Consider the following 20,194-nt stretch of genomic DNA (forward strand, 5'->3'; position numbering starts at 1 on the left):
AATGAACGACATGTACGACTTCCCGGATGCTCCCCAACCGCAAAAAAGCGGCGGCGGCTTGGCCATCGCCGGCATGATCGTCGGGATCGTTGGATTGATTTTCTGCTGGATTCCCTTCTTCGGATTCATCGTCAACCTAACAGGACTCATCCTCTCCGCTTTCGGCATGAAATCCAACGAGCGCGGTATGGCGGTCGCCGGGCTTGTGATGACCATCATCGGTCTGCTGGTCGCCCTCCTCGTAACCGTCCTCATGATTTTTGCCATCGCCGTCGATTCGTCGAACCACCATAGCTATTCTTATTAAAAAAACGAGAGAGCCCGCCCGGCGAGCTCTCTCGTTTTTTACTGCTCTTGCCTCTGTACGATCTTGAAGATCACGTACAGAAATGATGTCAAAAACAAAAGTCCCAAGACCTCCACTCCATCCCCTCCCTCTGCCCGTGGAGTTTTGATGTCGACATATGTATATTCATGGTCTTGACGCGGACGACTCTTCTATGAAAGAATGAGTCAGACATTTTTACGGAGGGCGTAACATACATGAAAAAATCTTTCTTGGCGGATCTGATTTTGCTCGGCGTCACCTTCGTGTGGGGTGCAACGTTCGTGCTGGTCAAAGAAGCGATCAACACGATGCCGCCGTTCACGTTTTTGGCGGTGCGCTTTCTGTTTGCAGCACTTGTTCTGTTCCTCTTTATGTTCTTTTTCGCCCGTGACTCGCTCAAGGGAATGGACCGCCGTTTGTGGATCTCCGGCGCAATTCTTGGGCTGTGGTTGTTTGCCGGGTATGCGTTCCAGACGTTCGGATTGGAGTTCACCACGTCCTCCAAGGCCGGCTTCATCACCGGGTTGTCGGTCGTGTTCGTACCGTTCCTCAGCCTGTGGCTGCTTGGACAGAAACTCAAGCGCAACGCCCTGCTCGGCTCCGGCGTTGCCACGATTGGGCTGGCCCTGCTGTCGTTGACACGAGACCTCAGCGTCAATTTCGGAGATCTGTTGGTCTTCCTGTGCGCGATCTCGTACGGTTTGCAAATCGTCTTGGTCGGGCGCTACGCTCCGCGCTATCATGCGTTCTCGTTGGCGCTCTTGCAGATTTTCTTCTGCGGTGTGTTCAACTTGATCGGGTCGTTCCTGTTTGAGGACGTCTCGGTGATTGTCTCGCCGGCTGTGCTCTTCGATCCGTGGGTGCTCTGGGGCTTGTTGATCTGCTCCGTCCTCGCGACGGCGGTTGCATTCGTGGCGCAGAATCAGTTCCAGAAATTCACCACCCCGACCCGCACGGCGTTGATCTTTGCGACGGAGCCTGTGTTCGCAGCGATCACCGCTTACTTCTGGGCGGGAGAACGACTCGATGTTCAGCAGATCATCGGCTGCCTGATGATCCTCGGCGGCACGCTGATTGCAGAGCTCGGCGGGCACAAAGACACGCCGGAACCGGACGTCGTGCCGAGCACCTGACCTTTTCTTGAAAAAAGAGACCGAACCCCTGTGAGGTTCGGTCTCTTTTTTTGCTTATTGTTTGGTGATGTCGATGGAGCCGGCGTTGGTTTTGATGTAGACATGCCCTTTGGAGCCGTCGCCGAGGGTGCCGGTGACTTTTTGGCGGTCGATGTGAGAGTCGTTAAGGGTGAGTTCGTTGTTGATGTGCCCGATGTCGGTCTGAGCTTCCAAGTTTAGGTTGGCATCTGCGGGCAGCGCAACGATTACTTTGCCCACGTTGGTTTCGACGTTGACCGATGCGATGTCTTGACCGCCTGCGATGTCGAGTTTGCCCGTTTTCGAGTTGGCTTTGACCGTTCCTTTGTAGCCTTGAATGTTGATCGAGCCCACTTCACTTGCCACGGTGACGGCGCTTTGCAGACCTTGGGTGGTGATCTCGCCGACTTTGTTGGTCAACTGGACGTCAAGCGTTTCCGGGATCGAGATTTCGAGGTCGATGTGCAGGCGCTTCAACCACTTGTTGGCTGCATCGTTGACATTGACGTTCACGGTGTCGCCGTTGCGGACGACGTCAAGTTTCACGTTCTGGAGGAACTTCGTCGCTTCTGCGTCACTGTAGCCGAACACGCCCTTGACGAAGTGCAGAGTGCCGTCTGTGTTGCTGCCGGCACCGACCACGTGGATGTTTCCGACTTCGGAGTTGACGATCAACTTTTTGGCGTTCTTCACATCAAGTTGGAGGTCGCCCTCTTCACGTTGCGTGTCTTTCTCCGAGGAAAAGCTGTTCTCGTTGATGCTGTTGCTAATGTCGTTTCCGATGTTGTCTAGTTTGCTCTCCAAAGTGCCTGCGAACTTCTCTGCGAGGATGTCTTGCGGTTGGAAATACGTCAGGCCCGCTCCGATCAGCCCTGCTACACCGATTGCGATGACGGCCAAGCCAATTGCGGTTCTCGTCTTCATCTATACGTCACGCTCCTGTACCTTTTTGGTATTTGTCTGTATAGACGAAGTTGAAAGTGGATTCCCTTCACTTTTTTTGCACAAAAAAATTCCCTCCGTTATTCGGAGGGAATTTCTTCTTCATCTTGGAACTCCGGTTCAGGCAACGGGATCAAGTGCTTCTCGACCAAGTCCCACACTTCGTCGCGACCGAGGGCGGTCTCCGACGAGGTGATGATGATCGGGGTGTTCGGAAGGATCTTGAGCGTTTCCTTGATGATCTTGAGATGCTTCGGGTACTGACCGCGCGAAATCTTGTCCGCCTTGGTCACGAGGATGGCGTGCGGGCGGTTGTAGTGCGCGAGGTACTGGTACATCTCCACGTCTTCCTTGGACGGTGCATGGCGGATGTCGATCAACAGCATCACGAGACGCAAGTTCTCGCGGCGGCTGAGATAGGTTTCCACCATCTTGCCCCATTGGCGCTTGACGTCGACCGGTACTTTTGCAAATCCGTAGCCCGGCAAGTCGACCAAGTGGAAATCGTTGTTGATCAAGAAATAGTTGATCTGCTGCGTCTTGCCGGGCGTCGCCGAAACGCGGGCGACACTGCGACGGTTCAGCAACTTGTTGATCAGCGAGGATTTGCCGACATTCGAGCGGCCCGCCATCGCAACTTCCGGCATCGTTGTGATCGGATATTGGTCCGGTTTGACGGCGGAGATGATAAATTCTACGTCTCTGATAATCATGGGTGTATCACTTCTATTCTTTTTGGAGTGCGGGTTTCGGTTCCGGCTTGGAGGTCAAGGCATATTCCAATACCTGATCCATGTGCTCGACGAGGTGAAGAGTCAACTCGTTGCGAACCGATTCCGGGATGTCCTCGATGTCCTTCTTGTTGTCAATGGGCAACAGGATGGTTGTGATGCCGGCACGGTGCGCCGACATGGACTTTTCCTTGACCCCGCCGATGGGCAGAACATGACCGCGCAAGGTGATCTCGCCCGTCATGGCAACTTCGCGCCTGACCGGGATGCCGGTCATCGCAGAGATCAATGCGGTACACATCGAGATGCCCGCCGATGGGCCGTCCTTTGGAATGGCTCCCTCGGGGATGTGCAGGTGGATGTCATTTTTCTCTAGGAAGTCAGGGTCGATACCCAATTGGTCCGCACGACTGCGAATGTAGGAGAATGCAGCTTGTGCCGACTCCTTCATCACATCGCCAAGCTGCCCGGTCAGGGTCAGCTTGCCTTTTCCCGGATAGATCGACGCTTCGATGGACAGCGTATCGCCGCCAACGGACGTCCAGGCAAGACCTGTGACGACGCCGACTTGGTTTTCCTTTTCCGCCATGCCGAAACGGAAGCGCTCGCCGCCGAGGTATTCCTCGACTTTGTCAGGGGTGATGACGACTTTCTCCGCTTCACCCGACACGACTTGCTTCGCTGCTTTGCGGCACAGAGCGGCAATTTGACGCTCCAAGCTCCGCACGCCCGCTTCACGGGTGTAACCGCGGATGACTTTGTAGAGCGAGTCGTCTGTGATCTCCACTTGCTCCATCGTCAGACCGTGGTTCTCGATCTGCTTTTTCAAGAGATGGTTCTTGGCGATGTGCAACTTCTCCACTTCGGTGTAGCCGGAGAGGTTGATCACTTCCATCCGGTCCATCAACGGGCCTGGGATGTTGTGCAGGACGTTCGCCGTGGTGATGAACAGCACGTTGGAAAGGTCATACGGCGTCTCGATATAGTGGTCGCTGAACGTGGAGTTCTGTTCCGGGTCGAGCACTTCAAGAAGCGCAGACGACGGGTCGCCACGGAAGTCGGACGTCATCTTGTCAATCTCGTCAAGCAGGAACAGCGGATTGCTCTCGCCGGCCGTCTTCATCCCTTGGATGATGCGGCCCGGCATCGCGCCTACATAGGTACGGCGATGGCCGCGAATCTCCGCTTCGTCACGCACGCCGCCCAAAGAGACGCGCACGAACTTGCGGTTCAACGCTTTGGCGATGGAACGAGCAAGCGAGGTTTTCCCCACGCCGGGAGGTCCCGCCAAGCAGAGGATCGGGCCTTTGAGTTTCTTGACGAGAGCTTGGACGGCAAGGTATTCAAGGATGCGCTCCTTGACTTTCTCCAAGCCGTAATGCTCTTCGTCGAGCACTTCTTCTGCTCGCTTAATGTCGATTTCCGACTCGGATTCTTCGCTCCACGGGAGCGCGAGGATCCAATCGATGTATGTACGGATCACGGAGCCTTCCGCCGAAGTGGAGGGCATTTTTTCGAGGCGTTCGATTTCTTTCTCGACTTTGGTGCGAACTTCGTCCGGCAGGTTCTTGGCAGCGAGCTCTTCGCGCAATTCGTCTGCTTCACCCGCACGGCCTTCCTTCTCGCCGAGTTCCTTCTGAATCGCCTTCAATTGTTCGCGCAGATAGTATTCCTTCTGCGTTTTCTCCATCTGTTTGCGCACGCGCTGGTTGATCTTGCGTTCAAGTTCGATCACTTCGCGTTCGTCGGAGAGGATCTTGAGGAGTTTATCCAAGCGTTCCTTGACGTCAACCGCTTCGAGAATCACTTGTTTGTCCTTGATCTTCAAGGTCAAGTGAGACGCGATCGCATCGGCCAAGCGGCCCGGGTCGTCGATGTCGGTGACAGCGGCGAGGGTCTCCTGCGTGATCTTCTTCGAGATCTTGATATACTGTTCAAACTGATGGAGGATCGCACGCATGAGGGCGTCAATCTCCGGGTCATGCTCTTCCTTCTCCGGCAACTCCTCGGCCTCTACGAGGTAGAAGTCGTCCGAATCGAGATATTCCAAGATCTTCGCGCGGTTCAACCCTTCGATCAGCACGCGCATCGTCCCGTTGGGGAGTTTGAGCATCTGCTTCACGCGGGCAATCGTCCCCATCTCGAAAATCTCATCCGGCTCGGGGTCGTCAATATGGGTTTCCACTTGGGATACGAGCAGGATCAGGTTGTCGCCGACCATCGCCTTCTCCAGCGCTTTCACCGACTTGTCACGGCCGACATCGAGGTGCATCACCATCGTCGGGTAGATCAACAGTCCGCGTAACGGGAGTAATGGCAGTCTGCGTTTCGTACGAGTGATTCCCATCAAGTTCACCTCCACTACCTTAACAAATACACCCTACATAGGGTTCCCTGCTGGCAGGGTTCGTATGTTTTTCCATTGTACCTTACGCAATCTGCTTTGTCTAATCCTGACCAAATCAAAAGTTAACTTGCAAATTAATCTCTACATGTAAGCAGAACAAAAGCAGGGAGGTAGCTCCCTGCCTGCTCCTATGCAGTTTTTTTTGCCTTACGCTTGAGCCGGTATCGTACCTTTGGAGAGCAAGCCCGGAGCGGGAGTTGCGACGCGGGACGTCTCTTCCTCCACCTGCGGTTGCAACGACAATTCCAGCACTTGTTCGATACGCTCCACCGGAACGATTTCAATCCCCTTAATCGATTTGAACATGTCTTGCCAGTTGTCTTTGGGGATGATCACGCGGGTGGCGCCCGCTTGCTGAGCCGCTTCGATCTTGGCAACAACCCCGCCGATCGGCTTGACATAGCCGCGAATCGAAACTTCGCCGGTCATCGCCACGCAGTTGTCGACCGGAATGCCCTTGATCGCCGAATAGATCGCCGTCGCCATCGTTACACCGGCAGACGGCCCGTCGACCGGGATACCGCCGGGGAAGTTGACGTGCAGGTTGTAATCCAAGGGATCAACATCCATGATGCGGCGCAGAACGGTCATGACGTTCTCCACCGAACCTTTTGCCATCGACTTGCGGCGGGTGCTGCGCGCACCGCCGTTTGTTTGTTCCTCTTCGACGACGCCGGTGATGTTGATCGTGCCTTTGCCCTTCTCCCACGCTTCTTGCGCGGTGACTTCGATCTCAAGCAACATCCCAAGGTTCGGGCCGTAGACGGCGAGACCGTTGACGAAACCGACTTGCGGCTTGTCGGGTACGCACTTCTCCGGTCGCGGTGAAATCTGCGAGGAGTTGATGACCCACTCAACATCGGCGGTGGTGATGCGCTTGCGGGCTTCCCCGAGAGCAACACCTGCGGAAATCTGCACAACGTTGACCGCTTCACGACCGTTGGTCGCGTACTTGGCAATCGTCTCAATTGCAGCGTCCTCGATGTCAAAGAAGATCTTCTTGACGGCGGTGCGGACGATTGACATGATCTCATCCGGTTTCAAAGAGCGGAAGAAAATCTCCACACAACGCGAGCGAATGGCCGGCGGAATCTCATCCGGTGTACGAGTGGTTGCCCCGATCAAGCGGAAGTCAGCCGGCAACCCGTTTTGGAAAATGTCGTGGATGTGACTGGGAATCTGATTGTCCTCGGAGGAGTAGTACGCACTCTCCAAGAACACTTTGCGGTCTTCCAACACTTTGAGCAGTTTGTTCATTTGAATCGAGTGCAGTTCCCCGATTTCGTCGATGAACAGCACGCCGCCGTGCGCTTTGGTGACGGCACCCGCTTTGGGTTGCGGGATTCCCGCCATGCCCATCGCACCCGCACCTTGGTAGATCGGATCATGTACAGAGCCGATCAGAGGATCGGCGATGCCGCGTTCGTCAAAACGCGCAGTCGTTGCGTCGAGCTCGATAAACTTTGCTTCTTGCCCGAACGGCGACGTCGAGTTGCGCTTGGCTTCACTGAGCACCAAGCGGGCCGCTGCCGTCTTGCCGACACCAGGCGGGCCGTAGATGATGACATGTTGCGGATTCGGCCCGCACAGTGCTGCGCGCAAGGCACGCAAGCCGTCTGCTTGCCCGACGATTTCTTCGAACTTGCTCGGGCGGGTTTTCTCCGCCAAGGGCTCGGTCAGGGACACGGCACGCATCTTGCGAAGCTTCTCTAGTTCCTTTTTCGACTCAGACTCGATGGCAGATCGGTTGCCCTGCTGGGCTTTCAACTGGTTCCAGAAGTACAGCCCGATCACCACGGCAAAAAACACTTGCACGAGGCTGAGAATGGACGTAAAGGTAAACATTGCGTAACCCCCTCTTGTTCACGTTCCCAGTAATGGATAGTAGTATGTCCAGTTTGAAGCAAAAAAAGAACCGATCCTCGCAAGAGGATCGGTTCTTTTTTGTAACTTTTTACGCGGACTCGCCTTGGATTTGCCCTTCGGCGGTGAAGAGACGCGGTTTCTCTTCGCCGTCGACGCTCTCCTTGGTGATCACGCACTTGGTGACGTCATCGCGCGACGGAAGGTCGAACATGATGTCCAACATCGTCGACTCGATGATCGCACGCAGACCACGCGCACCGGTCTTGCGCTTGATCGCTTCTTCGGCGATCGCATGCAGAGACTCATCGGTGAACTCCAGCTCGATGGAATCCATGTTCAGCAGACGTTGGTACTGCTTCACGATGGCGTTCTTCGGCTCGGTCAAGATGCGGATCAGCGCGTCGGTGTCAAGCGGTTCGAGCGAAGTCAGAACCGGCAGACGGCCGACGAACTCCGGGATCAGACCGTAGCGCTGCAGGTCTTCCGGCATCAGTTTGGTCAGAACGAACTCTTCCTTTTTCTTGGCCGGGTCGCTGCCAAAACCGATGACCTTGTCCCCCATACGGCGCTTGATGATCTGCTCCATACCGTCGAAAGCACCGCCGCAGATGAACAGGATGTCCTTGGTGTCGATCTGGATGAACTCCTGGTGCGGATGCTTGCGTCCCCCTTGCGGCGGAACGGAAGCGGTGGTGCCTTCGAGGATTTTCAGCAGGGCTTGTTGCACGCCTTCGCCGGAAACATCGCGGGTGATCGACGGATTCTCCGACTTGCGGGCGATCTTGTCGATTTCGTCGATGTAGATGATGCCCTTCTGCGCTTTCTCCACGTCGTAGTCGGCTGCTTGGATCAAACGAAGCAGCACGTTTTCGACGTCCTCCCCGACATAACCTGCTTCGGTCAGCGAAGTTGCATCGGCAATCGCGAACGGAACATTCAGGATGCGGGCAAGGGTTTGTGCGAGCAGGGTCTTACCGGAACCGGTCGGACCAATCAGCAGGATGTTCGACTTGGACAGTTCGACTTCCTCGCTGGATTTGGTCGAGCCGGTGTTGATGCGCTTGTAGTGGTTGTAAACGGCTACAGCCAGCGCTTTTTTGGCGTCGTCTTGGCCGATTACATATTGGTTGAGGATTTCTCGGATCTCCCGCGGTTTCGGGACATCCTTCATTTCAAACTCTTCCTCTTCCCCGAGCTCCTCCTCTACAATCTCGTTGCAGAGTTCGATGCACTCGTCGCAAATGTAGACGCCCGGACCGGCGACCAGCTTGCGGACTTGATCCTGCGTTTTGCCGCAGAACGAGCACTTGAGCTGTCCCTTGTCGTCGTTGAATTTGAACATGAGATTCCCCCCTTACCTTACATCTGGTCGATCCGCTCGATGACGGTATCGATCAGACCGTAGTCTTTGGATTCTGCCGCCGACATGAAATTATCACGGTCGGTGTCTTTCTCGATCTGCTCCAGCGGTTGGCCGGTGCGCTCCGCCATGATGCGGTTGAGCTTCTCACGAGTCTTGAGGATCCAATCAGCGTGGATTTTGATGTCGCTGGCTTGGCCGCGTGCGCCACCCAGAGGCTGATGGATCATGATCTCGGCGTTCGGCAGCGCGTAACGCTTGCCTTTGGCCCCGGCGTTCAGGAGAAATGCACCCATGCTCGCGGCAAGACCGATGCAGATCGTGGAGACGTCCGGCTTGATGTACTGCATCGTGTCGTAGATCGCCATACCGGCGGTCACCGAACCACCCGGCGAGTTGATGTACAGGTGGATGTCCTTCTCCGGGTCTTCTGCAGCCAAGAACAGGAGTTGTGCCACCGCCACGTTCGCCACCATGTCGTCAATCGGCGTGCCGATGAAAATAATACGGTCCTTCAGCAGGCGGGAGTAGATGTCGTAGGCACGCTCCCCGCGGCTCGTCTGTTCAACTACCATCGGTACCAAGTTCATGTGTCTGATCCTCCTTCACTGTCGGGAATATCGGTAGGGTTATGTATGTTTGGAAAAACAAGGCACTTATGAAAGTGCCTTGTTTCGATCCAACAAGCTATGTGGTTACTACAATTACTTCGCGGAAGAAACGAGCAATTCGACCGTTTTGCGGGTCTTGATGTCGTTCTTGAGGTTGGAGAGTTCCGGGTCACGGGATTCGAGAATCGACTTGACGCGGTCCACTTCCATTTTCGCAGATTCTGCGATTTTTGCGAGTTCAACGTTTACTTCGTCATCGGTAGCTTCGATTCCTTCTGCAGCGGTGATCGCTTCGAGAACGAGACCGGTGCGGACGCGAGCTTCGGCTTGGCCGCGGAACTCGTCCTTGAGGGATTCTTCGGATGCGCCCGTGAATTGAACGTAAGCGTCAAACGGAATGCCTTGCATTTGCAGGCGTTGTTTGAAGTCGTTCATCAGAACTTCGATCTCGTTTTCGAACATCGCGGTCGGGATGTCGATGGTTGCGTTCTCCACAGCTTTGGAGATCACAGCTTCTTCGAGGTAGTTCTTGGAATCTTGCTCGGCTTTTTCTTGAAGTTTATTCGAGATGTCAGCCTTCAATTCGTCGAGGGAGTTGAACTCGGAGATGTCCTTCGCGAATTCATCGTCCAGCGCCGGCAATTGCTTGCGCTTCACGTCGTTGAGCGTGATCTTGAAGACAGCCGGTTGACCCGCCAGAGCTTTCACATGGTAAGCTTCCGGGAAGGTAACGTTGATCTCCTTCTCTTCGCCTTTCTTCGTGCCGATCAGTTGCTCTTCGAAGCCCGGGATGAACAGACCGGAACCAATCTCGAGTTGGTAGTTGTCTGCTTCGCCGCCTTCAAACGCTTCGCCGTTGACGAAACCTTTGAAGTCCATGAAGACGATGTCGCCGTTTTCAACCGCTACGTCGTCGCCTGCAACCACGATTTCAGCGTGGGACTTTTGCAGGTTTGCGAGTTCTTCTTCCACTTGTTCAGCGGAAACGGTGAAGTCTTTTTTCTCGACTTCGAGGCCTTTGTACTCGCCGAGTTCAACTTCCGGCTTGACGGTTACGGTTGCTTTGATAACCGCTTCTTGGCCTTTGCCGAATTGAACAACATCGATTTCCGGACGATCAACCGGGGTGATGTTCGCTTCACGAACTGCTTGGGAGTAGGCAATCGGTAACAGGATGTCCAACGCGTCTTGATATAATACCTCGACGCCGTAACGGGTTTCGAAGATCGCACGCGGCACTTTGCCTTTGCGGAAGCCCGGCATGGAAACGCCCTTTACAACTTTTTTGAACGCTTGATCAAGCGCTTCGGTTACTTCTGCTTCGCCGACTTGGAATTCAAGAACGCCGACGTTTTTTTCAACTTTTTCCCATTTTTTGACTGCAACTGCCATCTGACAATTTCCTCCTTAAAAATACCGTGCGAAAGCTCGTCCATATGTAGGTCGTGGCTCCACGAGTTGTATTTTTGATTGGATAGACCATCACATTATAACACAACCCAATCAACTTTCAAATACATGCAGAAAATCCTCGCCCAAGGGCGAGGATTTTATCGTTGCATTGGCTGGGGAGGAAGGGATCGAACCTTCGCATGACGGAGTCAAAGTCCGTTGCCTTACCGCTTGGCGACTCCCCAACATGGGGCGATCGAGGGGAATCGAACCCCCGAATGCCAGAGCCACAATCTGGTGCGTTCACCACTTCGCCACGACCGCCATGTTGATATTGAATTAAATAGAAATGGCGACCCAGGAGGGATTCGAACCCCCGACCGACCGCTTAGAAGGCGGTTGCTCTATCCAGCTGAGCTACTGAGTCAAAGCAATGGAGCGGGTGATGGGAATCGAACCCACGCGACCAGCTTGGAAGGCTGGAGTTCTACCATTGAACTACACCCGCAGAGAAGAAAGCCGCGCTTGTCGCGGCAACGAAACTTAGTATACATCAGATAACGTGGAGAAGTCAACGGGCTTCCCACGTTTTTTTTAGATCAAAAGCAGGAATCCGGTCACCGTCGAGCGTGTAGAACGCAAAGTCTGCTTCCACCCCGCCCTGTTCGGTGCGCGTGAGGTCGAGCACGCAGTACGTACAAACGGTGTAGCCGCGCGGGTACGAGAGCGAACCTGGGTTGAGAAAAACTCGGCCCTCCTCTTCGGTCAGCGTCGGCGTGTGGGTATGTCCGAATACCGCGATATCCGCCTGTCGTTCGGCGGCACGATAGAGCAACGGAAGCGGAGTGGTTTTGACGTTGAGCGTATGGCCGTGAGCGAGCAGAACTTTCAAGCCCAGCAGTTCGAATTCCTGCTCGGTGGCGGCGCTTGCCGGGTCGTCGCAGTTTCCGCAGACCGCGATGGCGCGGGGGAAATCATCGAGCACGTCGTCCGCATGATCTCCCGCATGCACCAACAAATCAAAGCGGCCCACCTGCCGCACGACGAGTTGAATCCGGTCGGTGCGGCCGTGGGAATCGCTGATGATGAGCACCCTCATGCTTGGGAATCTTCTTCCGACTTGAGCATGTCGACCATGGCGCGCAACGCCTTGGCCCGGTGGGAGATGGCGTTTTTTTCTTGGAGAGTGATTTCGGCGAGGGTTTGCCCTTGAGACGGCAGATAGAACAGCGGATCATAGCCGAATCCGTCCTCACCGCGGGGTTCGGTCAAGACACGACCTTCGACGGTGCCAAACGAAACCAGCGTTTCTTGGCCCGGTCGAGCCAGCGCAATCGCCGAGACAAATCGCGCCCCACGCTCCGATTCCCCCACTCCCTGCATTTCCTGAAGCAACTTCAAGTTGTTGCTCTCATCCGTTGCGTCCTCTCCGGAAAAACGCGCCGAATACACGCCCGGACGACCGTCCAGCGCGTCAACTTCAAGCCCGGAGTCGTCTGCCAAGGCCGGGCAATGGTACAACGCGGAGATCTCCTCCGCTTTTTTCATCGCATTGCCTGCAAACGTGTCGCGGTCTTCGACCACTTCCGGTGCGTCTGCGGGCACCGGCTCCACGTGCCAGCCTAACTCCGCAAAAAAAGAAGCGATCTCCCGCACCTTGCCTTGGTTGCGGGTCGCCAGCAACAGTTTGTTCACAATCCGTTCCGACATGTTCCGACAACTGCCTTCCTTATGTATGTTGCACGGTGTTCGCGTTTGCCGCGATCAAGTTGACGATTTCCTCGCCGAGCACCGCTTTTTGCTTCGCGACCAACGACTCCACGCCCTGCTGGCCGAGCCCGATCATCGCTTGCAATTCGTCCATCGAGAACGACGATTCCTCGCCCGTGCCTTGCAGTTCGACGAACTTGCCGCCTCCGGTCATCACGATGTTCATGTCCACCGCTGCCGCCGAATCCTCTACGTAGTTCAAGTCGAGCACCGGTGCCCCGTTGACGATCCCGACCGACGTTGCTGCCAGGAAGTCTGTGATCGGAAGCGAGGTGAGCGATCCTTTTTTCATATGTTTATAGAGAGCATCCGCCAGCGCAACAAATGCGCCGGTGATCGACGCTGTGCGTGTGCCGCCGTCCGCTTGGATGACGTCGCAGTCCAGCCACAGGGTCTTCTCCCCCAATTTTTCCAGATCAACGACCGCTCGCAGAGCACGCCCGATCAAACGTTGGATCTCCATCGTGCGCCCGCCGACTTTGCCGCGCGTCGATTCGCGTTGGTTGCGGGTTCCTGTCGATCGCGGCAACATGCCATACTCCGCCGTGATCCAACCGGTTCCGGAATTGCGCAAGAACGGCGGTACTTTATCCTCCACAGTCACAGTGCAAATGACCTTCGTATCACCGACCGTGATCAACACAGAGCCTTCCGCATGCTTGATGTAATCGCGCTCGATTGTCACCACGCGCGTCTCGTTGGCTTTTCTTCCATCTCCTCGCATGTGTTTGCCTCCTCATCGTCCCATTGGAATACTCTTGTAGCATAACCTTTTCTTTCGGTTTCCACTACCCCTAACTTCACGACAGGAAAAAAACCAACGAAGCCCTTGTCCCCGTTGGTTTTCCCCTACTTCCTACCTTATGAATTAGAGCTTTTGCTCGTTGACGACTTTCGGTGCGGTGACCGGTTTGGAGAAGTCCATCCACTGTTTCGCCACGTTCATCGCGTCCGGCTTCGCCGTTGCTTGCGCCATCGACGGTGCTTTGCCGTTGACGGTGAACTGGACTTGTTGGACACCCGTATTCGCTGCGACGGAGAGCACGATGGAGTTGACCATGTTTTTCTCCGCATTGGTGCCACTGGAAACTTGGAAGTCGTTGCCGAAGTCAAGTACTGCCACTTTGTCTTTCTGATCGGACTTCTGCAGTTTCAAGGTCGGTTGCACGACAGCTTCGAGACCGTCCACGTTCGGACCTTTCGCCAGTTCCGCCATCGTCAGTTCCACCATCTTGCTGGAATCCGACTTCGGAACAATGCGGGTAACCGGCACGAGGTAGGAGAAGTTGCCCTCTTGGTTGGCGCCGGAGAAGTAGAGTGTTAACTTGGTCGCGTTGGACGGAGTTACACCGTTGGCAACTTGCAAGTTGATGCCGTTGTCACGCGAGATGGCGTCCGAGATCGGAGTGCCATTTTTCAAGGTCGGTTGCGCTTTGCCGTCGATGATGAACTGCACTTTGGAGATGCCTTCGATCCCGGTCAACGACCAGACGACCGCGTCTACGATGGCGTGCTCCTGCTCTTCGGTTTTGTAGTTCAACACGTCCTTGGAGAAATCAACTCGTGCGACGTGGTTGTTGATCGACACGCCTTTGATCTGAGTCCCTTTGGGCAGGACATTTTGCAAGCCGGTACCGGAAAGCGAAGCATCACCCGGTCCGCCGGCGACCATGTGTTCCAGCGTCGATTTGGCAATCGAGTTGGTTTTCTCCATCTTGATATTCAGGGGGACGACAAAGCCGTTTTGATTGCTGACATAGACCGTAGTCGGCATGACGTTCGTCGCTTGTTCTCCTGCGGTTCCTTGCGATGTACTGGGGGTCGAGGTTTTTTCCGGAGTCAGCGTACAACCGGTGGCCGCCACGATCGACATCGCGAGGACCGCGACCAGCGCATAGTGGTATTTCTTACGCATCGCGTTTTCCTCCTCCAAACTGGAATCTCGTTACTTGTTACCATGTATACGAGATCGTGGACGAGATATGCTTGGAATTTGTCCACAGGAGACAAGTTTTTGTTACTTGAGTTCGATGCGTGTGACGTCGATGTCCATATGAAGCCAGCGACCACCGATCTTGCGGAAGTTCTCAGGGTCTCCCGTTGTGAAAAATTGATGATGGGGCGCCAGGTTGTTTTCATTCAGTTGGTGCTTGACGGAAAGCACCGTACTTGCTTCTCGGGCAGTCTCTTCGGCAGAGTTGATCAACTCGACCTGCTCGCCCATCACGCTGGCAATCACCGGCGCAAGCAAAGGATAGTGCGTGCAACCGAGAATCAACGTATCGATATGATGCTCTCGAATGGAGCTCAAGTACTCCTCCACGATCTCCCGTGCTTCGTCCGTTTCTGTCAAGTCTGACTCCACGAGCTGGACGAACGGTTTGCAAGCGCGGTTGGTCACAAACAGTCGCGGGTTGATGCGATGCAATTCCCGACGGTACGCATCGGAGTTGATCGTGTTCTCCGTGCCGATGACGCCGATGCGACCGGTCTTCGTCGTGGAAATCGCCGCCCGGCTGCCCGGCACGATTACGCCGACGACGGGGACCGAATAGCGATGACGGGCTTCTTCCAAGCCGGCCGCCGTCGCCGTGTTGCAGGCGATGATGATCATCTTGACACCCTGATCGACCAGAAAGTCCATGATTTCAAATAAAAACTTCTTCACTTCCTCCGGCGGACGGCTCCCATATGGGCAGCGCGCTTTGTCGCCCACATAGAGAATGTTCTCTTGTGGGAGTTGTCGAAGGACTTCTCCGACGACGGTCAAACCGCCGAAGCCGGAGTCGAGGATGCCGATCGGTTTTGTGGATGACACGGGTAAATCGTCCCTTTCTCAGCTGTCTGACTGACATGTAGGTAGTATATGGTCAAAAAGAAAAAGCGCTCCCGTCCCGTCCCAATAGGCGGCGGAAGTGCTTCTCCGAGTCAATCACTGATATGATTATAGATTTCCGAAAGCGCCGTGACAAGAGGCGCGAGGTCCTTGGATTCTACATGAACCAAAGCTTTCTCCAACGATTCGCGGCGAACGATGAGTACTTTCTCGATCAGATCACGACCGCGTTCCTTCATATGTAACCGCACGACACGGCGATCGTTTTTGTCGCGAACACGCTCAACCAAGTCGTTGCGCTCCATGCGGTCAACGAGGTCGGTCGTGGTGCTGTAGGCGAGGTAGAGCTTGGAACTCAACTCCCCAATCGTCAAATCGCCGAATTCGCTCAAATAGATCAGCGCATCGAATTGCGGGGGCGTGATCGAGAAGTCGCTTAGAATATCTCGGCCACGGCGGCGGACTTCCTTGGCAATTTGGCGAAGCAAATGTTCGATCTCAACGACGAGACCGGAATGGATCGACGATTCAGTCATAGTTTCCCTCCTGTGCTGTACCTCCTCTGATTGTAACATTGTCCCGACTGCTTGGTCAATTGAATTTGAATAACATTAAAAAAAACACCCGCCTCCGAGAAGGCGGATGTTTCTTTTTATTCATAGCGCAAAGCGTCAATCGGGTTAAGTCGTGCGGCTTTGCGCGCTGGATAGACTCCGAACACGATGCCGACCAACATGGAGAAGAAAAAGGCGTACAGAACCGGCGACAGCGTGACCGCAGTGGTTAGCGTCGAAACTTTGGAGACGAACAAGGCAATCCCGATCCCGAGCAAGATCCCAATGATCCCGCCCAGCAGCGAGAGCATCACCGACTCGATCAAGAACTGGCGCATGATCGCGCCGCGTGTCGCTCCGATTGCTTTGCGAATTCCGATTTCGCGGGTACGCTCCGTAACGGAGACCAACATGATGTTCATGATCCCGATCCCGCCGACGAGCAGCGAGATCCCGGCGATCCCGGCGAGCAAGGTCGTCATGATCCCCGTAATCCCTTGCGCGGTGGAGAGAATTTGCGCTTGCGAAGAGATCTGGAAGTCGCTGTCGTCCTTGGGTTTCAAATGGTGGGAAGCACGCAATGCAGTCGTAATGTCCATCGTCGCTTGGTCCATGAGATCGGCCGATTTCGCCGAGACATAGAACGTGCGCACGTTGGTGGTGCCAAACATGCGGTTCATCGCCGTCGTGATCGGGATGATCACGCGGTCGTCGTTGTTGGTGAAGCCGGACGAGCCTTGCGATTCCAGCACGCCGATGACTTGAAACGGCATTTGAGCGATGTTGACCGTCTGTCCGACGACGTCCGAACCCGCACTGCCAAACAATGTAGTGGCAACTTCCGTCCCGAGCACAACGACATTGGACTGCCCTTGCACTTCGTATTTATTGAAAAAACGTCCCGCCGACACCTTGGTGCTGCGGACTTCCGCATAGTCGGCGGAGGTGCCTTCCACAGTTGTGGAGGCGTTCTGGTTCTTGTACACGATTTGCTCTTGCTTGGTGATATCCGGAGCGACACCCGAAACCGAATCTTGCTTCGCAATTTCGGTGACGTCATTCATCGTCAGCGAGTTCGCCGAACCTGCACCGAGTTTGACCCCACCTTGGGACGCTTGACCCGGCGAGACGATCAACAGGTTGGAGCCAAGCCCTTGGATTTGCGAGGTGACGCTTGATTGTGCGCCCTGACCGATCGAGACCATCGCGATGACGGCGGAGACGCCGATGATGATCCCAAGCATCGTCAGGAAAGAACGCATCTTATTGGACTTCACACTGCGCAGCGAGACGCGGATCGATTCCATGAAATTCATGAGATCGCCTCCTCTACTGCCGCCGTTGCCGCAATTTCAGAGACGAGGCGACGGTTTTCGACCACTTCATCCTCGACGATGCGTCCGTCGCGGAACCGCACGATGCGTTTGGCGAATTCTGCGATGTCCGGTTCGTGAGTGACGAGGATGATGGTTTTACCTTGGTCGTTCAGGCGTTGGAAGATGCCCATAATCTCTAGCGAGGTCTTAGTATCCAGCGCCCCGGTCGGTTCGTCGGCCATCAGGATGACCGGGCTGTTGACGAGTGCGCGGGCAATCGAGACACGCTGTTGTTGACCGCCGGACAGTTCATTGGGTTTGTTGTACAAGCGCGTGCCAAGTCCTACCGATTCCAACGCTTCGATGGCGCGACGACGGCGTTCCTTCGCGGAAATTCCGGCATAGAGCATCGGTAGTTCAACATTCTCCACCGCCGACGTGCGGGCCAACAGATTGAAACTCTGGAAAACGAAGCCGATCTTGCGGTTGCGGATGATCGCCAGATCATCGTCATGCAATTTCGAGATCGCGTGTGAATCAAGGACATATTCGCCGAACGTCGGCTTGTCGAGGCACCCTAGTACGTTCATCATCGTCGATTTCCCCGAGCCGGACGGGCCCATGATCGCCACGAACTCGCCTTCGCGAATGGTCAACGACACGCCGCTTAAGGCATGAATTTCTTGGTCGCCGACGCGGTAGATTTTGCGCAGGTCGTCGATGCGGATCAAGGGTTGCATGTTATTTGCCCCCTTTGGCAGCACCGCCGCTGTTGCCACCGCCGCCCGCACCACCTGAACCGCCGTTGCGGTTGCCGCCGTTGCCGCCTCCACCTAAGCCGCCCAGTCCAAAGCCACCTGCTCCACCAACGCCACGGGTCGTGCCGGTCGCTGCAGTGAATTGGATGACGATCTGTTCGCCCTCTTTCAGACCTTGGGTGATTTCGACTTTGTCAGAGCTCATCAGGCCGATCTGTACAGGGCGGAACGTGGTGTTCGCCGGTGTGCCGGTCGACGTTGCGTTGCTCGAGGTACCGGTGGAAGTTCCACGGTTCGTGCCTTTCGAATTCTGCCCTGCCTCCGCCGTATCCGTTCCTTGGACGAATACTCCATCGCGTCCGCCGAGTTCTTTGAGTGCGGTGGTCGGGACGTAGAGCACGTCTTTGTGCGTATCGACAGTGACCGTGACATTGGTGGTCATCCCCGATTTCAACTTCTGGTCAGACGCGACCGAAAGCAAAACTGCATACGTGGTGACACCGTTCGCGGTCGTGGCTTCCGGTGCAACGGTCAAAACTTTGCCCTTGAACGTTTCGTTCGGGAAGGCAGTGGTGGTGAACTCCGCATCTTGCCCCGGCTTCACTTTGCCGACGTCAGTTTGAGATACTTGCGCTTGGATCTGCACGTCACTTGCCGAGGTATCGTTCATGATTACAACCGGAGTCCCGTTGGCGGTCAATTCGCCGACCGCGCCGCTGACGGTGGTAACGACGCCGTCGATCGGCGCTTTCAACGTCAGGTTGTCGAGCGCGATTTTTTGCTGATCGTACTGAGATTGCGCTTGGGCAACCGCCGCTTCTGCCGCGATGACCGTTGCGCTGTCAGGGCCTGCTTGCGTCTGGCTCAACTGCGCTTGTGCTTGGTCAACCGCCGCTTGCGCCGCTTGGATGGAAGCGGCATCCGGTGCAGCGTTGGTCTGGTTCCAAGTTGCCAGAGCGACGTTGTACGAAGCTTGGGCTTGGTCGAGTTGGTTTTTCGCAGAATCAAGCGTTGCTTGCGCCGAAGTGCGGTCATCGTAATTGCGTTGGGCAATCTCAAGGTTTTGTTTGGCGTTGTTGTAGGTTTGGGTTGCTTGGTCGACTTGCGCTTGTGCTTGGTTGACTGAAGACTGCGCCTGCGCCACGGTGTTCGGGTCAGGCTGGGCTTTCAAGTCTGCTAAGTTCTTCTCAGCGGTTGCGACCGATTGCTTCGCAGAAGCAATTGCGCTTTCTGCCTGCGCCATCGACATTCCGTTCTGTGCATACGTGTATTGGGTCTTTGCCGTCTCCAACTGTTGGTTGGCGGTGTCAACGGCCGCTTGCGCCACGGCAATAGCCGAGGCGGTCGGCGGAGTTTGCGCCACCATCAGCTTGGATTTCGCAGACTCGAGGCCGGCTTGTGCAGACTTGAGGGAAATTTCCGCCTGACTGACGCTGTTCTGGCTTGAGAGAACGGTTTGGTACGCCGCCGAGCGGTTATTGAAGGCGAGCAATTGGTTGTTATAAGAGACTTTCGCGCCGTCAAGCGCCACTTTTGCTTTGTCCAAGTTGGCTTTTTGGACGGCGAGCGCTTCCGGCGTCTGGCCGCTTTTGGTTTGGGTCAACTTGGCTTGCGATGCCGAGAGGTTTGCTTGAGAGGCAGCGATCTGATCTGCCGTAGAGCCTTTTTGCGCCGAAACCAACTTGGCTTTGGCAGCCTCGAGATTCGCTTGGGCGTTCGAAAGTTGCGCCTTCGCCGTCGCGTCGTCGAGTTGCGCCAACACTTGGCCCGCCTTGACGGTGTCGCCGACTTTGACGTTCAGCGCGGTCAGCTTGGCAGAGCCGCCCGAGAAGTTCAGTTTGATCTGTTGCGGCGATTGCACGGTGCCCGATGCCGAGATCGTCTCCGTAACATCTCCTTTTTTGACTGTATAAGCACGGGTCATTTGCGCGCTTTCTTTGGGTGTGGTGACTTTTTGATATGTGTAGGCACCCCCGCCTACGAGCAAGAGCCCGATCACGGCGATGGTGATGATCTTCTTGGTGTTGCGTCGCTTCGGCAGGATCGTGGTTCCTTGCTGTTGCGTGTTCAACGTAACTTCAGACATGACTTCAATCCCCCTTGGATTTTCACTTCTGTGTGTAAGTCGGTATGGGGCTAGTCTAGCAAGGAATTATGAACAAGATATGAATG

At 55.2% G+C, this 20,194-nt stretch carries 18 protein-coding genes and 4 tRNA genes; 2 read left to right on the forward strand and 20 right to left on the reverse strand.

All coding sequences use genetic code 11. From position 1 onward, the window contains the following. The first annotated feature begins 1 nt into the window (after nt 1). Nucleotides 2-307, forward strand: coding sequence for a hypothetical protein (locus JJB07_RS10760; RefSeq protein ID WP_201634835.1), 306 nt, complete (start codon nt 2-4; stop codon nt 305-307). 236 nt (nt 308-543) lie between these two features. Continuing rightward, complete coding sequence (locus tag JJB07_RS10765; RefSeq protein ID WP_201634837.1) at nt 544-1,461, forward strand: DMT family transporter; 918 nt, start codon at nt 544-546, stop codon at nt 1,459-1,461. A gap of 54 nt (nt 1,462-1,515) precedes the next feature. On the opposite strand, the gene JJB07_RS10770 is transcribed toward JJB07_RS10765, so the two are convergent. The 20 genes from JJB07_RS10770 to JJB07_RS10865 form a co-directional block, all read right to left on the reverse strand. Further along, complete coding sequence (locus JJB07_RS10770; protein ID WP_201634839.1) at nt 1,516-2,403, reverse strand: DUF4097 family beta strand repeat-containing protein; 888 nt, start codon at nt 2,401-2,403, stop codon at nt 1,516-1,518. Between the two features lie 98 nt (nt 2,404-2,501). After that, nucleotides 2,502-3,134: a ribosome biogenesis GTP-binding protein YihA/YsxC gene (gene yihA / locus JJB07_RS10775; protein WP_201634841.1), complete on the reverse strand. Its 633-nt coding sequence runs from the start codon at nt 3,132-3,134 to the stop codon at nt 2,502-2,504. Nucleotides 3,135-3,147: 13 nt separating this feature from the next. Further along, nucleotides 3,148-5,499: an endopeptidase La gene (gene lon, locus JJB07_RS10780; protein WP_201634843.1), complete on the reverse strand. Its 2,352-nt coding sequence runs from the start codon at nt 5,497-5,499 to the stop codon at nt 3,148-3,150. A 207-nt stretch (nt 5,500-5,706) separates the two neighbouring features. Next, complete coding sequence (gene lonB / locus JJB07_RS10785) at nt 5,707-7,404, reverse strand: ATP-dependent protease LonB (protein ID WP_201634845.1); 1,698 nt, start codon at nt 7,402-7,404, stop codon at nt 5,707-5,709. 109 nt (nt 7,405-7,513) lie between these two features. Next, nucleotides 7,514-8,767, reverse strand: coding sequence for an ATP-dependent protease ATP-binding subunit ClpX (clpX, locus tag JJB07_RS10790; RefSeq protein ID WP_201634847.1), 1,254 nt, complete (start codon nt 8,765-8,767; stop codon nt 7,514-7,516). 17 nt (nt 8,768-8,784) lie between these two features. Then, on the reverse strand, nt 8,785-9,375 hold the full coding sequence (clpP, locus tag JJB07_RS10795) for an ATP-dependent Clp endopeptidase proteolytic subunit ClpP (RefSeq protein ID WP_201634849.1): 591 nt from the start codon (nt 9,373-9,375) through the stop codon (nt 8,785-8,787). A 114-nt stretch (nt 9,376-9,489) separates the two neighbouring features. Further along, nucleotides 9,490-10,788: a trigger factor gene (gene tig / locus JJB07_RS10800; protein WP_201634851.1), complete on the reverse strand. Its 1,299-nt coding sequence runs from the start codon at nt 10,786-10,788 to the stop codon at nt 9,490-9,492. 170 nt (nt 10,789-10,958) lie between these two features. Next, nucleotides 10,959-11,033: transfer RNA gene (locus JJB07_RS10805), tRNA-Gln, on the reverse strand. A 3-nt stretch (nt 11,034-11,036) separates the two neighbouring features. Next, nucleotides 11,037-11,112, reverse strand: a tRNA-His gene (locus JJB07_RS10810). A 26-nt stretch (nt 11,113-11,138) separates the two neighbouring features. After that, nucleotides 11,139-11,215: transfer RNA gene (locus tag JJB07_RS10815), tRNA-Arg, on the reverse strand. Between the two features lie 7 nt (nt 11,216-11,222). After that, a tRNA-Gly gene (locus JJB07_RS10820) sits at nt 11,223-11,296 on the reverse strand. Nucleotides 11,297-11,359: 63 nt separating this feature from the next. After that, nucleotides 11,360-11,887, reverse strand: coding sequence for a YfcE family phosphodiesterase (locus JJB07_RS10825; protein WP_201634853.1), 528 nt, complete (start codon nt 11,885-11,887; stop codon nt 11,360-11,362). Then, complete coding sequence (locus JJB07_RS10830; protein WP_201634855.1) at nt 11,884-12,498, reverse strand: XTP/dITP diphosphatase; 615 nt, start codon at nt 12,496-12,498, stop codon at nt 11,884-11,886. Before JJB07_RS10830 ends, JJB07_RS10825 begins: the two co-directional genes overlap by 4 nt. A 19-nt stretch (nt 12,499-12,517) precedes the next feature. Next, entirely contained in the window at nt 12,518-13,282 is a 765-nt protein-coding gene (gene rph, locus JJB07_RS10835) for a ribonuclease PH (RefSeq protein WP_201634857.1), read from the reverse strand. A 144-nt stretch (nt 13,283-13,426) separates the two neighbouring features. Next, nucleotides 13,427-14,473, reverse strand: a complete 1,047-nt coding sequence (locus tag JJB07_RS10840) for a GerMN domain-containing protein (protein ID WP_201634859.1) — start codon at nt 14,471-14,473, stop codon at nt 13,427-13,429. Nucleotides 14,474-14,575: 102 nt separating this feature from the next. Further along, nucleotides 14,576-15,376 carry a glutamate racemase gene (gene racE, locus JJB07_RS10845; RefSeq protein ID WP_201634861.1) on the reverse strand — a complete coding sequence of 267 codons (801 nt, stop codon included), beginning with the start codon at nt 15,374-15,376 and terminating at the stop codon, nt 14,576-14,578. A gap of 110 nt (nt 15,377-15,486) precedes the next feature. Next, a complete protein-coding gene (locus tag JJB07_RS10850; protein ID WP_201634863.1) occupies nt 15,487-15,930 on the reverse strand; it encodes a MarR family winged helix-turn-helix transcriptional regulator in 444 nt (147 codons plus the stop codon). A gap of 116 nt (nt 15,931-16,046) precedes the next feature. Next, the gene (locus tag JJB07_RS10855; RefSeq protein ID WP_201634865.1) at nt 16,047-17,264 is read right to left on the reverse strand and encodes an ABC transporter permease; all 1,218 of its coding nucleotides are present in this window, start codon (nt 17,262-17,264) and stop codon (nt 16,047-16,049) included. Beyond that, entirely contained in the window at nt 17,261-18,004 is a 744-nt protein-coding gene (locus JJB07_RS10860; RefSeq protein ID WP_201634867.1) for an ABC transporter ATP-binding protein, read from the reverse strand. The genes JJB07_RS10855 and JJB07_RS10860 overlap by 4 nt, the downstream gene beginning before the upstream one ends. A gap of 1 nt (nt 18,005) precedes the next feature. Next, entirely contained in the window at nt 18,006-20,108 is a 2,103-nt protein-coding gene (locus tag JJB07_RS10865; protein ID WP_201634869.1) for an efflux RND transporter periplasmic adaptor subunit, read from the reverse strand. Nucleotides 20,109-20,194: the final 86 nt, after the last annotated feature.

This window comes from Tumebacillus amylolyticus (assembly GCF_016722965.1).
GTDB lineage: Bacteria > Bacillota > Bacilli > Tumebacillales > Tumebacillaceae > Tumebacillus > Tumebacillus amylolyticus.